We start from the raw sequence: 13,084 nt of genomic DNA on the forward strand, positions 1-13,084 counted from the left end.
TGGACTCCGTCCCGCTGACGCGAACAGAGATAGGCAGGATGCGATCGCTTCTTTCCTGAACCATGTTCAGGAGAGTTCAGCGTGAATGTATCAGTGTCCTAATCTAGCTTGAAATGACCGTGTTTTAGGTGGGGCTACTGTGTTTGAGTCGATCCAGCTCAAACAAAGCGGTGGGTAAATTCCTGCACCAAGTCCACACGTCCTTTGCGCAAAACCGCTCCCACGAGAGCAAGACCATGGCGGCCCAGCACTGTGGCCTCAGAAAGAGGGTAGGGCATGTATGTTAGCTTGCGTCCCTGGCCCAGAGACAATAGCCCCACCATTTTCTGGCGCCGGCCTCGAGGCCGCAAGATCCTGCTAGGAAAGCGTATCCAAGTTAAGTAGAGGGGGCTTCCAAATCGTTGCTGCCAGCTGCAGAGCTGGAATTGCCTTCCAGGGCTGCTTGGGCGTTGCGGCGCAGGCGGTGGGCCTTGAGCCGGCGCAAGGCAGAGGCGGGAAACTTCTGGTCGAATTCCCCATCTTCCATCTGGGCCAGTTCTTGGAGATCGGGGGCAACGTTCCAAGGGTAAGGCTGAAAATCCGGGATCCGGCTGGGTTGGGCAAAGCGTTGGTTCCAAGGGCAGACCTCCTGGCAGATGTCACAGCCGGCCACCCAGTTGTGCAGGTTCTGGGCAATCTTGGCAGGGATCCGCTCAGCGTGGCTTTCTAGGGTGTGATAGGCGATGCAGCGGCGGGAATCGACCACCCCCGGACTGACGATGGCCTGCGTGGGGCAAGCCTCTAGGCAGCGGGTACAGGTGCCGCAGTGAGCGGTGTGGGGCTGGTCAGGGAGCAACGGCAGGGTGGTCAGGATCACTCCCAGAAACACCCAGGAGCCGTACTCGCGGGTGAGCAACAGGCTGTTTTTGCCGATCCAACCCAAGCCCGCCTGCATGGCCCAGGGCTTTTCCGCCACCGGGCCGGTATCGACATAGCATCGACCGCGGTAGTTCGGAAATTGCGCTTGCATCCAGAGGTGGAGCTGCTTCAGCCGCCGTCCCAACACGCGGTGATAATCTCGACCCCAAGCGTAGCGGGAGATCTTGCCTTTGCCGGGATCCTGGCTGTGGCGGATGGGGGTGTAGTAATTCAAAGCCACACAGACCAACGACTGCACCCCCGGCAGCACCTGCTTTGGATCCATTCGCCTAGGATCCGCCATCCAGGCCATGTCGGCGGCCATGCCCGCAGCCAGCCAAGCTTGCAGGCCCCGCAAGTCGGGGGGATCCTCTATGCTGGCAATGCCGACTTTGTCAAAACCCAGGGCCAGGGCCTGTCGTTTCACCTGCTCTGTGATGCTGGCCCGGTCTGCTTCTTCTGGCCACACAGGGACATCCAACGCTACTTTGGCAAGCCCATCACCCGACGATAACGAGCTTCCAGATGCTCTGCCTGCTGGGATCGGCGGAAGGGATCCCAGGAGCTACAAGCAAACAACTCCTGTCGCAGATTAGCCACATCCACCGTCGTTACGGCTCCGCCGGACACCACCTGTTTTCCTCGCACCCAAACGCTATGCACTGCCTGGGTGGGCCGACCCAACACCAGCAGCCCAATGGGATCGGTACGGGGCAACAGCGACAGTTGGGTGAGATCGTACAGCACCAGATCCGCTTGCTTGCCCACTTCCAGGGATCCCAGCTCCTCCCCTAGCCCCAGGCCAATGGCCCCACCGCGGGAGGCCATCTCCACACTCTCGCGGGGCGAGATCCAGTGGCGGTAGTCGGGATCGGTGATGTTGTGCAGGATGGTGCCGATTTTGATGGCCTCCAGGAGATCCTGGGAATCGTTGCTGGCAGCCCCATCGCAGCCAAAGGCCACGTTCACCCCTGCCCGGCGGTATTTCAAGATGGGGGCAATGCCGCTGCCTAGGCGCAGGTTGCTCAGGGGGTTGTGAACAACCGTAGAGCCGGTACGGGCCAGGATTTCAATATCGGCATCGCTGAGCCAGACGCAGTGGGCCAAGGAAGTTTTCCGGTCTAGGTAGCCCAAGCGCTCCAGATGCTCCACAGCACTACAGCCGTACTTTTCCTGGGCCAACATCTGCTGGGCGCGGGTTTCCAACAGGTGGGCGTGGCGGGGTAGGTCATACTTCTGGCTCAACTCCGCACAGCCCTTGAACAGCTCGTCTGAGCACAGTTGGATCCCTGTGGGAGCCACCATGAGGGTAATGCCCTCTTCTGGCCGGTGAAAGCGCTGCACCGCCTCTTCCACAATGGCCAGCACCTCTGCTGTGGAGAGGGGATAGGTTTCCGGCTCCCGATCCCAAGAGGAGCTGCTGGGCAACCCCCGAGAGAGAGCCTGATCCTGGATCAAGGGGCCCACGAAGGCGCGGATCCCGACTTCTCGGTAGGCCCGTACCGCCGCCTCAATGGTGGCCAACTCTTGGCCTGGGATCAACACCAGATGATCCACCACCGAGGTGCCCCCCGTCAGCAGGGTTTCCACCGCCGTCCCCAGCGCGCTGAGATAGATTTTTTCCGGATCCGGCGGCGCATACTCGTGCAGTTGTGCCAGCCACAGCTCCAGCGGATAGGGCGGTATGATCCCTCGTTGCCACATTTCGGAAGAATGGGTGTGGGCATTGACAAAGCCCGGCAGCAAGAGTTGGTTACTGGCATCCAGTTCCAGGCTGTCTGCGCCCGTTGCGGGTAACCCTCTGCCTATGGCAGCAATCCGTTCCCCCTCGATTCGCACATCTGCGGTTTCGTAGCCGGTGGCGGTGGGAATTAACGCATTGCGCAAGATAAAACTCATGCCCGGGATCCAAAAAGGCCGTCTGCTACCCTAGCGTGCTGGAGTTAACCCTGCCAAGGCGGGAGGATCAAAACATTTGCATGCATAACCTAGCCTTTCCCCCAAGGGATACCCAAGCGTAGTGGTTATAGAACTGCCGACATAGAGGTGCCCACACTCTCCATAACGCAGTTTCAACGCCTCTGCACCGCCGACATGGCCCTACAGCTCAGCCTTGACCGGCTATTTCTTTTTCTTGGCGGAGCCTTTTTTGGCCGGCTTGCTCTCGGCAGCAGGGGCCGGTTCTGGGGCAGGTTCTTCAGGAGGAGCGGGTGGAGTCTCTTCCACTTTGGGGGCCTCTGCCGGCTTGAGACCGGCTTGAGCGGCAACCTCAGCAGCAAAATCCACTTCTTCTTTCTCGATCCCCTCTCCCAGGACAAAGCGCACAAACCGCCGCACCCGAATGTTTTCCCCCAGTTTGGCAATGTGCTGCTTGACCAATTCCTCCACCGTGATCGAGGAATCTTTAATAAAGGGTTGATCCAACAGGGATAACTCTTTCAGGCGCTTTTCGATGCGACCTTGCACGATCTTCTCGCGTATGTTCTCCGGCTTATTGGCCAGATCTTCTTTGCCCATTTCAATGGCTTTTTCCCGCTCCACCACTTCAGCAGGGATCTGGTCAACGCTGACGTATTCTACGTTTTGGCAGGCGGCAATCTGCTTGGCGATGTCTTGCACCAATTTCTTGAAATCTTCGTTGCGGGCCACGAAGTCCGTCTCGCAGTTCACTTCCACCAACACCCCAATTCGATTGCCGAAGTGGATGTAGCTGTCAACTGCCCCCTCTGCCGCGACGCGACTGGCCTTTTTGGCTGCCCCTGCCAACCCTTTCTGTCGCAGCCAGGTGATGGCTTTCTCCATATCGCCACCGGAATCTTCCAGGGCTTTTTTGCAGTCCATCATGCCTGCGCCCGTCTTTTCGCGCAGCTCTTTGACCAGTTTGGCATCAATGCTCATGAGGGCTCCTCGAATGAAAGAACGGGAAGAATGTGGCGGGATATGAGTGAGAATGAGCGGGCTTCGGTAGAATTGTAAACCTAGATTTCAAGAATACACGCCTCTGGATAGGGAACAGGCAGGGAAGTGCCCGGATTGCACGGGATCCCTGCCCTCGGTCTAGCCTTCCTCGGCTTCTCCTTCTTCTTCGTCCTCCATGTCTTCCAGAATGTCGTCGTCCAGATCCATGGCCCCTTCGTAGTCGTACTCATCCTCCTCAACGGTGTCGAGCTGCCCATGCCGCCCTTCGTAGATGGCATCCGCCAACTTGCCTACAATCAGCTTAATCGCTCGGATGGCATCGTCGTTAGAGGGAATGAAGATATCGCTGAGATCGGGGTCGCAGTTGGTGTCCAGCAGTGAGATGATCGGGATGTTCAGCTTGATACATTCCTGAACGGCGTTGGCCTCCCGCCGCTGATCGACGATGATCACCGCATCGGGGAGCTTGCGCATGGTTTTAATGCCGCCCAAGTACTTTTCCAACCTGGCCAACTCTCGCCGCAGACGGCTGGCCTCTTGTTTGGGCAGGCGATCCAGAAGACCACTGCTCTCCATCTCCTCAATTTCTTTGAGGCGGTCGATGCGGGTTTTGATGGTGGCCCAGTTGGTGAGCATACCCCCCAACCAGCGCTGGTTGACGTAGTAGCTGCCACAGCGACGAGCCTCTTGAGCGATGATCCCGGCAGCTTGCCGTTTGGTGCCCACAAACAGGAAGCGCCAACCCCTGTCAGCAGCATCCCGCACATACTCGTAGGCTTCGTTCAGATAGCGGGCCGTCTGCACCAAATCAATGATGTGGATGCCGTTCCGCTCGGTAAAGATGTAGGGCCGCATTTTCGGGTTCCAGCGGCTGGCCTTGTGGCCGAAGTGAACCCCCGCCTCCAACAGTTGAGGCAAACTGACTACGCTCATGAGTTTTTCCTCTCCTACGGGTTAGCCTCCGCCCGAACGGATCCCAGTTACGGCCTTCCCGCCGGTTACCTGCACAGAGCGCTCTACCCCCATTGGCAAGGAACTCAGGAGCTGTTGCAGCAAACCGCGAAAGGGCTGTAAGGACACCCGGTGGTTCAGGCGTGCGATTTCTTAACGGCTTAACTAAGCTAGCATGTTTTCCACGGGATCCCGCAGCTTGGGGTTAACTCTGGCCGCGATCCGATGCTAGACTAGCTAGGCACTTCATGGGCTTCTACCCGTAAGTGCGTCGGGGCGTAGCGCAGCTTGGTAGCGCACCACTTTGGGGTAGTGGGGGTCGTGGGTTCAAATCCCGCCGCTCCGATACTGAGTAATCAGGGGAGGGCTTGAGCCGGACAAAGCCCACTATGCCGGAAACTTTGAGGTACTTTGGCTCCGCTGTCAATCCCTTGCCATTGGCTCCGTTGATCGGCAGCCTTAAGAATCAGGTCACAAGCTTGGCCGGACAATATGGGATCCCGGTTTTACGGTGCTGGATCCCGATGCGGAGCCGACCTTGAACAACATGGGGTTTCGACGGATCTGGAGCGCTTAATCACGGCCCAGGATCCAGGCAATAAGGGGGGGATCCCTGTGGTCAAGATAATACCGAACGGCTTGGGTCAGGTCGATTTCCAGGTCGCGGTTTTGGATGTCGGTGATCATTCTGTACATCAGCTCCAGGTGAATGCGATCCTCTTTGGTGAGCAGCTCATACTTGCCATTAGGGCTGTTGTTGAGGGCAGCCAAGGCCGCTTGGGTGGCAGTAGCTGTTGGAGAAGGAGGCTTGAGGCGGGCGTCCCGCAGCAAGAGAAACTGAAGCCCAGGGTGAGCAATCACCAATTGGTTGAAGTTATTGACCTGCCAATACATGCTGCCAGCAGCCACTTGGATAAAGGCAATCACCCGCTTTTGGCTGGGGAAATAGAGGTGATCTGGAAGCTTGCGTTTGCCCAGCTTCAGGGCACTCATGGGGACAGGATGGATCCCTTGCAGGGCATTGACGATGGTGCGCAATTTGCCGATATCGGCTGTGCTGTCCATAATCGCCTCTTGGGGATAGCTGGCACGAAGCTGGGCCTCGGTATCACGGAGGTAGGGTTCCAAGACTTCGGCAAGATCCTCAGAGAGGCTGGGTGGCTGGAGAGGCGGAGCTACAGCAACAAGACTCTGGGCAGGAAGAAGGGGGATGAGCAGTTGTTTGAGGGTTTGCAGCTCAGTTTCGAGCCGCTGGACACGGGCGGCTAGATTGCTGGCAGTGGGTACAACTTGCACCTGGGGAGGGAGAGGGATCCCGTTGATGTAGTGGCGATAGTAGGCTGAGGCCCGGTTGAGAATGGCGCGGATGGAGGGTTGGCTGAGGATATCGCTGAGGTCATCGGCGGTAAAGAGAGCTTGGAGGTGGATCCCTGAAGGCAGGCGGCTCTGGAGAAGGGCTTGAAGCTGGGGAAGAGAGGGGAGATCTAGGGAGAGGACGGTTTGGGAGAGGCGATCGACGGTAGCCCGGTCAAATTGGGTTTGGAAATGTTGCCAACGGTCGGGGAACAGATTGAGGATAAACAGACTGTTGGGGATACGGGTAAAAAGCTCTTTCAGGGCATCGCCCAAGTTGAGGAGGATATCTCGATTTTCTTCTCGGCCCAGAGCCTCCAATTGGTCGAAGACAATGATCAGGGGCTGGTCGAGCAGCGAAAGCCTGCCGATGACTTTTATCCCTTCTAGGGCAAAGGTGTTGCGATCCAGATCTGCACTCCAAGGGGGCAACCCAATCAAGTTGGTTTCTTCAGGATCCAGGTCGGTACCGCTGAGCCAGCGGATGATCTGGTGACGGCGGTTGGGATCCCTGTAGCTGCAGTATTTGATGATGCCCTTGAGAATGTTTTCGGTGGAACCGGTAAGGAAGTTTTGCTCTGCCCACCAGCGCAGAACCAGTTTTTCAATGGCTTGCCATTGCTGACGACGACGCTCGGTGCCTTCTGCTCCCAGGCGATGAAAGAGGTTGAGGGGATCCGCCGTGAGAAGGGAGAGAAGCTCTTCAGTTTTTGAGGTTTGGGGGAAGGTTTTCAAGATTTCCACAAAGCTCTTGGCAATCAAGTAGTCGAGCTGGGTGTGGTGATGGGCATCTACCCGTTCGCGCAGGGATTCCAGGGTGTGGCTGTAGATGTGGTGGTAGATGTTGTCGGGATGGGTGGGCTGAGGGATAAACAGGAGACGGTTGTGGCGCAGGAGGTTTTGGGCCACCCGCATGATCAGGTGGGTCTTGCCGGATCCAGGTTCTCCCAGTAAGACAACCCCTCGGCTCTGGTGGTTGGGATCCCGTTGGATGTCCTGTAGGGTGGCAGTGAGCTGCTGGTACTGAGGCTGATAGATGGTGGTCTCGTCGGGATAATGCTGAAAGGGATTGTCAACTCTGCTGTTGGCGAAAGGATTGGGAACATTCTGGGCTTTGAGCTGAGCGTGGGTGAGGTGGCGGTAAAGGTGATAGGTAAAAAGGGCATCGTAGCTGGCGTCGTGGGCCAACTTGGAGTTGAAGTAACCGCTCTCCAGTTGGATCCCAAGATGTTTGCTCAGGTACTCGAGTCCGTAACCGGCGAGGTTGGGAAAACATTGCTTGGCGGCTGACCAAGTACAGAAGATGGGGTTAGGAAGCCAATCTTGGTTAACTTGGTCAAAGGCTTGTTTAAGAATTTTTAGGTCGTGATCTGCTTGGTGGAAAACAAGAGTCTTGCCTTGTGCCAAGCGCCGCAGGTCAGCAACGATTTGGGCCAAAGGTTTGGGCTGGGGGTGGTGGGGCGAGTATTCTTGGGTGTAGGCATGGTAAATAAGCTTGCCGCTGCTGTCGATAAGGGCGATTTCTTTGAGGTTGGGGTTGCCCTCGGTGTCGATAACCAAGTAGCTCATGGAGGGGCGGGATCCCGTGATGCTAATGTGCTCAATATCTCAGTGTAATTCTGGGTAGGCGGGTTCACCCGACACCAAGGGAACTAGAGATGAGTGAGCAGTGGTATTTTGCATACGGAAGTAACCTAGATGCCCAGCAGATGGGACACCGTGCTGTTGATTTCAAGGAAGCTAGGCGTGCTCGTTTGCAGGGATACCGCCTGACGTTCAACAAGCGCGGCAACGATGGAACCGGCAAGGCCAACATTGTCCGGGATCCCTCTGGGGTTGTGTGGGGAGTTGCCTATCTGTGCAGCTCGGACAGGCTGGAGAGGATGGATCGGTATGAAGGAATTCCGGGAGGTCATTACCGTCGCCAGCAGGTTCAGGTTCGAAGCGATGAGGGTGAAGTGATCGAAGCAATGACTTACGTGGCGGGAGATTCATTCATTGATGATTCATTGATCCCAAGCGAGGGATATCTTCAAGGAATCTTGAAGGGGGCACGAGAGCATGGGCTTCCCCCCGACTACATTCATCAAATTGAAGCGATGGGGTTGGGTGGCTGAGAGCACTCTGTCCAAGGGGATTGAGGCTGTTGGCAAACAGGTTCCTGCCCCTGACCTCAAGATGGAGCCTCAAACCAGGTGGGTTGATCCCGAACGGTTTTGGCAGCGTCCAGATCCAAGAGAGTGCGGCCTATCCGATAAAAGTGACGGCACATCCGTTGGCAATCCGAAAGGTCGGCGACTGTTATCTCAATCACCTACAACCATGCCAAACAGGCCACAGTAAAAGGCTGGCCATCGCAATGGTACTCCTCTTGCGTCTACAGATGCGGTGGGGCTAGTGTTGCCAGACTCTCATCTAACTCAGTAACTGTTCTTGCAACACGGAGTTTCTCAATAAAACGATGTAGTCTTGAATCTCTTGCGGAAGCATTTTAATGTCGCTATCCATTTGTCGATGAACAGAGAGAACCTCAACTCCAACCAGTTGATTTTCCTTGTCGAAATCCAAAACAACCCCAGGGGCAATCTCCTCTGAGCTTTGGACTTGAGCTGTTGTCAAACGAATATATCCAGCATCCACATCAGGATCAAACTCGATGAAAGGTCTCATGGCAGCTTTTTCCCCATTGTTCGATCAAAAAAGATAGTCACCACTGTCCAAGGATCCGTTGATTCATCGTAAACAATCTTCAGGAGGCGATTGCCGTACTCCGGAATTCGACCATAGGCTTGCTTGAGCTGAGGATCTTTGGGATCCACTTGTACGTAGTCAGGGCAGCTCAGAACTCTCTCGATCCACTGGCTTGCGATCTCTTGTCGCTGCTGCAGCCGTCTCAACGCATGCTCAGATAGCCGAAAGTGCTCAGACTCTAACACGAGCTACCCAAATGAGATAAGGAGCCGCTGGCGGGAGCTGACAACTCTTTTTTTCCTGCGGTTAAAGAGTAAACCTTGCCATATCATCTTCTCCACCGGATCTCGACCGTCAAACGGGGGGATCCCTGAGCAAGCTAGCTCTGAGATAGGCGCTTCACCTCAGCTCCAGAGAGCAGGCGATGGGCTTCTTGCAACAAAGCCGGGATCCGGTCGCGGTGGGGGCTGTGGATAAGATAAGGTCGCAGGGCTTCGGCATCCACTTTGTCTGCCCGCTGGCCGGGGAGCCAACTGCCGGCATTGCCCAACAGGTTGTAACGGCTCTTGGCATAGTCCACCAAGTCATAGGCCAAGACCAAATTGCGCAGCAGCAGAATGAACGGGATATTCACTTGTCCGGGGGTTTGGTCGTAGCGAGGCAGGCCCTGGTGCCAAGTTTTGGCGTAGTGTTCCCCCACCTTCTCGATCAAAGCTTGCTCTAGGCGGGCCAGGATCGGCGGCAACAGCTCATCAGCCCGATCCAACAGCTCCACCGCCCGCAGGTGCTCATCAAAATCGCTGGGTCGAGCTGCCCCAATGCTGAGGGTGTGAACCTGGGGATGGGACAGACAGAACAGGTCGTTGAAGACCATTGGGCTGAGAGGTTGGCACAGCTGCACCAGCTTGGCGGGCGGATCGTAAAGCTTGCCCCCCTTATCCGAGGGACTGATGATGAATACCCCCATATCCTGCTGAGCGGCGGCCTCAATGGCAGGCCAGTTGGTCTGGTTGACAAAATACCAGTGCAGGTTGACGTAATCGAAGCCCCCTGACCGTATGGCTTCCACGATCAACTCCGTCGGCCCATGGGTGGAGAAGCCGACAAAACGCACCCGCCCCTGCCGTACCAGGCGCTGACACACCTCCAGACACCCCCCTGGACGCAGGCTGTGTTCCAAGTCTTCCCAGGTGTTCAACCCGTGGATGGCCAGCAGATCCACATAATCGAGGTTCAAGTAGCTCATCGATTGCTCGAACTTGGCCAGGAACTGCTGCGGGTCGGCGCTGGGGCCAATTTTCGTCTGCACAATCAGATCTTGCCGGGGAAAGAGCGGCAAAATGCGGCCCAACTGCATTTCAGAAGTGCCATAGCCGCGGGCAGTTTCGATGTGGTTGATGCCCACCTCCAAGGCCCGGCGAATCGTCGCCTCCAGGTTCTGCTGGCTTGCCGCTGGGATCCCTGACCAAGGAGTATCTTGCCAACTGTGTTGATAGCGCATGCCACCACAGCTCAGCACAGGCATAGGCAGCTCGGTACGCCCAAATCTGCGATACTGCATGGTTTTTCCCCTGGACTAAGCCCCATTTTAGAGTGGCCCCACCGCCGAAGCTTAAACCCCAGGCCGACCGCGTTGCGCAGCAGTCTCCATCAGAAATCAGATCAGTCTGGAGATATGAGGCTGCAGGAGAGCGACTAAGCTAGAGTGTTCTCAAGAGTACGGGGCTGACGGGGCTCGAACCCGCAACTTCCGCCGTGACAGGGCGGTGCTCTAACCAATTGAACTACAGCCCCAATCGCTGCGAATATCTATTCTGGATGTGAATGAGGATTGTTGTCAATCATGGTGGTTAGTTTGGCAGCACAGGCCGCAACCCTTGTGGATACTGCTCCCCAAAATGGGATCCCGACGGCGGCAATGCAACAGGTGGCGGATGTGCTCACTCAGGTGGCTCAACACCTGGATCACCTGCAATACACCACCTTGCGCTACCCCGATGGCGGCTGGCTGACGGTGCGGGTGGTCGAGGATCCTGCTGCTGGCGACTCATCCTCAGAGGGATCCCAGCCGACGACCCATCTGTGGATCCCGGCCTTCGGCCACCTGGAAGATGCCCACACCACGCTGGCAGAGCTTAAGGATCGAGCGCCGGAGCTGGAGACCGCTTCTTTTGGGGTCTTGGAGCTGTTGTTCTTGGCGTTGGGCCTTTCTCGGGCCGATGGTATTGTCTTTTACGACCAAGCTGGGGATCGGCAACAGGGCAAAACCGTAGCCTGCCGAGCTCTGACGGAACAGGTCAACCGGTCTCTTCGCAGATGGGCTTCCCCACCCCCTTCAATGGCTTGAGCTCTTGAACTTTTCTCTTTTATTTTATGGTTTTGTGGTCATTTCGATTCAAACTAGGACAAAGCGTTGAATGCGGAGGGCCAGAAGGCTTTTCTAAGGACTCCGTCCCGCCGGCGCGATCAGTAGCCCAGACGTCTCATCCTAACCTGAAACAACTATAAAACTATTAAAGATCTATAAAGTTTAAAGATCGCAACGCAAAATTCCAGATCCGCCAGATCCGCAATCCGCCCTGCGTCAACTCAAGATGGCCCCCTGTCGGCGGGCAAACTTCCGTAGCTTCTCGTCCATCCGCGCCCCCCGTAGATCCGCTTTGCAAAAGTTGGTAAAGCGCTTGCTCTTTTCTTCTGGGTATCGAGCCAAACGAACCCCACCGCCCATCGACCAGATCACCGAGCTGGCCACCACCAAGGCGATCCCAGCCGCTCCTAACGCATAAACCAAATTGCCCGTGGTCAGGCGGACAAGCAAAAAGGCCAGGATCCCTGAGCCCAGCAGCCCCCCCAAGCCTGTCAGGATCCCTCCCAATGTTTTGGCCGATCCAGACAGTTGGCTCAAAACCCGTAGCCAATGGGGTTGAGGGGTGTTGAAGAGGATCCCGCGCAGATCCGCCCCCTGCAAGTTGGCCCCTGAGAAATCGGCCCCCCGCAGATCGGCCTGGCGCAAATCATAGCCGGCTAGGTTTTGGTTGGCAAAGGACTTGCCCCGTAGATCGGCCCCCGCCATGGAAGGGATCCGCGGTGGGGTGGCCGGCTTGATCCGTCCGCCGCCTGTGATGCTACTGGCTCGGCCCAGTTGGGTAAAACCGGTGGTGCTCCCCCACTCAGAGGGGATGGATAGCGGGCTGCTGGCTGTCATTCCCCCTGCGGTGAACTGAGGTAGGGGTGTGGGCGAGAAACCGCCTGAGCGGCGCTTGGCCCAGTAGCCGGAGATCACCGATGTGCTGGGATTGGCAGACAGGGGAGAGCTGGGCAACACAATCGGCTGAGAGATCGGGCCGCCTGCCTCTTCCACCGGGATCCCTTGCAACGCCCGCAAGACCTCGGTGGCGGTGGCAAAGCGCTGATTGATGGCCGGCTGCAACATGCGGTGCAAAATGGCGTCGAATTCAGGGCTAAGCTGCAGTTCATCCGACCAATCCCACTGCCCCGTTTCATGGTTATAAAACTTGGCCGGAGATTCCAACGTCATCAAGTTGATGCAGGTAGCCGCCAAAGCATAGAGATCGCTAGAGGGACCGACCGCCTGGCCGGCTACTTGCTCCGGGGGAGAAAAGCCCAGCGAGCGAATGGCCGTCGCCTCTTCTGCCGAATCCTGGCCCGGGCCGAGCTGCTTGACGGCCCCAAAGTCGATCAGCACCAATCGGCCATCTTCTTTGCGACGAATCAGGTTGGCGGGTTTAATGTCTCGGTGAACCGTGTTGTGGCTGTGGACATAGCTGAGGATCAGCAGCACCTCCTGCATCACCTGCCGGGTTTGTTCTTCGGAAAAGGGCCCATTGCGACGCATTTCTTGGGAGAGGGTGGTGCCCTGGATAAATTCCTGCACCAAGTAGAACTTGCCGCCTTCCTGAAAGTGGGCGTAGAGCTTGGGGATCTGCGAATGTTCCCCCAGGCGCTCCAACACTTGGGCCTCGCGATTGAAGAGCTCCTCCGCCAGCTTGGCCAGTTGCGGGGATCCCTCGACCGGGCGCAACTGCTTGATCACCCGCCAAGGTTTGGAGGGCATGTCCTCATCCCGCGCCAAAAAGGTAGAGCCAAATCCCCCCTGGCCGATGCGCTTGAAGGCCCGGTAGCGATTGCGCAGCAGGAGGGGATGGCCACAAGAGGCACAGGTAGAGGCATCCGCCGGGTTTTCCGGGTGCAAACAGGCAGGGTTAAGGCAGTAGCAAGTGGGCATACCAGTTTGGGGTTACCGGCTGGCGAT

General features: G+C 56.9%; 11 protein-coding genes and 2 tRNA genes. 3 read left to right on the plus strand and 10 right to left on the minus strand.

Annotated elements, in window-relative coordinates; translation table 11 throughout:
* Nucleotides 1-376: 376 nt before the first annotated feature.
* The 4 genes from queG to rpsB all read right to left on the minus strand — a co-directional run bounded on the left by queG (nt 377) and on the right by rpsB (nt 4,749).
* Nucleotides 377-1,366: a tRNA epoxyqueuosine(34) reductase QueG gene (queG, locus tag ACVWZF_RS06130; RefSeq protein WP_457411092.1), complete on the minus strand. Its 990-nt coding sequence runs from the start codon at nt 1,364-1,366 to the stop codon at nt 377-379.
* Between the two features lie 14 nt (nt 1,367-1,380).
* Nucleotides 1,381-2,796, minus strand: coding sequence for an amidohydrolase (locus ACVWZF_RS06135; protein WP_457411093.1), 1,416 nt, complete (start codon nt 2,794-2,796; stop codon nt 1,381-1,383).
* Nucleotides 2,797-3,018: 222 nt separating this feature from the next.
* Nucleotides 3,019-3,810 (minus strand): translation elongation factor Ts, encoded by a 792-nt coding sequence (gene tsf, locus ACVWZF_RS06140; protein ID WP_457387299.1) that lies wholly within the window; start codon nt 3,808-3,810, stop codon nt 3,019-3,021.
* A 144-nt stretch (nt 3,811-3,954) separates the two neighbouring features.
* Entirely contained in the window at nt 3,955-4,749 is a 795-nt protein-coding gene (rpsB, locus tag ACVWZF_RS06145) for a 30S ribosomal protein S2 (RefSeq protein WP_011433146.1), read from the minus strand.
* 290 nt (nt 4,750-5,039) lie between these two features.
* On the opposite strand from rpsB, the gene ACVWZF_RS06150 reads away from it, so the two are divergent.
* A tRNA-Pro gene (locus ACVWZF_RS06150) sits at nt 5,040-5,113 on the plus strand.
* Between the two features lie 227 nt (nt 5,114-5,340).
* On the opposite strand, the gene ACVWZF_RS06155 is transcribed toward ACVWZF_RS06150, so the two are convergent.
* Nucleotides 5,341-7,689, minus strand: coding sequence for an AAA family ATPase (locus tag ACVWZF_RS06155; RefSeq protein WP_457411095.1), 2,349 nt, complete (start codon nt 7,687-7,689; stop codon nt 5,341-5,343).
* 89 nt (nt 7,690-7,778) lie between these two features.
* Here ACVWZF_RS06155 and ACVWZF_RS06160 point away from each other — a divergent pair, with 89 nt between their 5' ends.
* On the plus strand, nt 7,779-8,237 hold the full coding sequence (locus tag ACVWZF_RS06160; protein WP_414342279.1) for a gamma-glutamylcyclotransferase family protein: 459 nt from the start codon (nt 7,779-7,781) through the stop codon (nt 8,235-8,237).
* A gap of 298 nt (nt 8,238-8,535) precedes the next feature.
* Here the strand turns inward: ACVWZF_RS06160 and ACVWZF_RS06165 are convergent, their stop codons facing one another.
* From ACVWZF_RS06165 to ACVWZF_RS06180, 4 genes are all read right to left on the minus strand, one after another.
* Nucleotides 8,536-8,790 carry a DUF2283 domain-containing protein gene (locus ACVWZF_RS06165; RefSeq protein ID WP_011433140.1) on the minus strand — a complete coding sequence of 85 codons (255 nt, stop codon included), beginning with the start codon at nt 8,788-8,790 and terminating at the stop codon, nt 8,536-8,538.
* Complete coding sequence (locus tag ACVWZF_RS06170) at nt 8,787-9,056, minus strand: DUF4258 domain-containing protein (RefSeq protein WP_011433139.1); 270 nt, start codon at nt 9,054-9,056, stop codon at nt 8,787-8,789. The genes ACVWZF_RS06165 and ACVWZF_RS06170 overlap by 4 nt, the downstream gene beginning before the upstream one ends.
* Before the next feature lie 134 nt (nt 9,057-9,190).
* On the minus strand, nt 9,191-10,372 hold the full coding sequence (locus ACVWZF_RS06175) for an aldo/keto reductase (protein WP_457411097.1): 1,182 nt from the start codon (nt 10,370-10,372) through the stop codon (nt 9,191-9,193).
* A gap of 159 nt (nt 10,373-10,531) precedes the next feature.
* A tRNA-Asp gene (locus ACVWZF_RS06180) sits at nt 10,532-10,605 on the minus strand.
* Nucleotides 10,606-10,654: 49 nt separating this feature from the next.
* Between ACVWZF_RS06180 and ACVWZF_RS06185 the strand changes: the two genes are divergently transcribed.
* The gene (locus tag ACVWZF_RS06185; RefSeq protein ID WP_011433137.1) at nt 10,655-11,158 is read left to right on the plus strand and encodes a hypothetical protein; all 504 of its coding nucleotides are present in this window, start codon (nt 10,655-10,657) and stop codon (nt 11,156-11,158) included.
* A 237-nt stretch (nt 11,159-11,395) separates the two neighbouring features.
* On the opposite strand, the gene ACVWZF_RS06190 is transcribed toward ACVWZF_RS06185, so the two are convergent.
* Nucleotides 11,396-13,057, minus strand: coding sequence for a protein kinase domain-containing protein (locus tag ACVWZF_RS06190; protein ID WP_011433136.1), 1,662 nt, complete (start codon nt 13,055-13,057; stop codon nt 11,396-11,398).
* Nucleotides 13,058-13,084: the final 27 nt, after the last annotated feature.

Source organism: Thermostichus sp. OS-CIW-30, assembly GCF_054060215.1.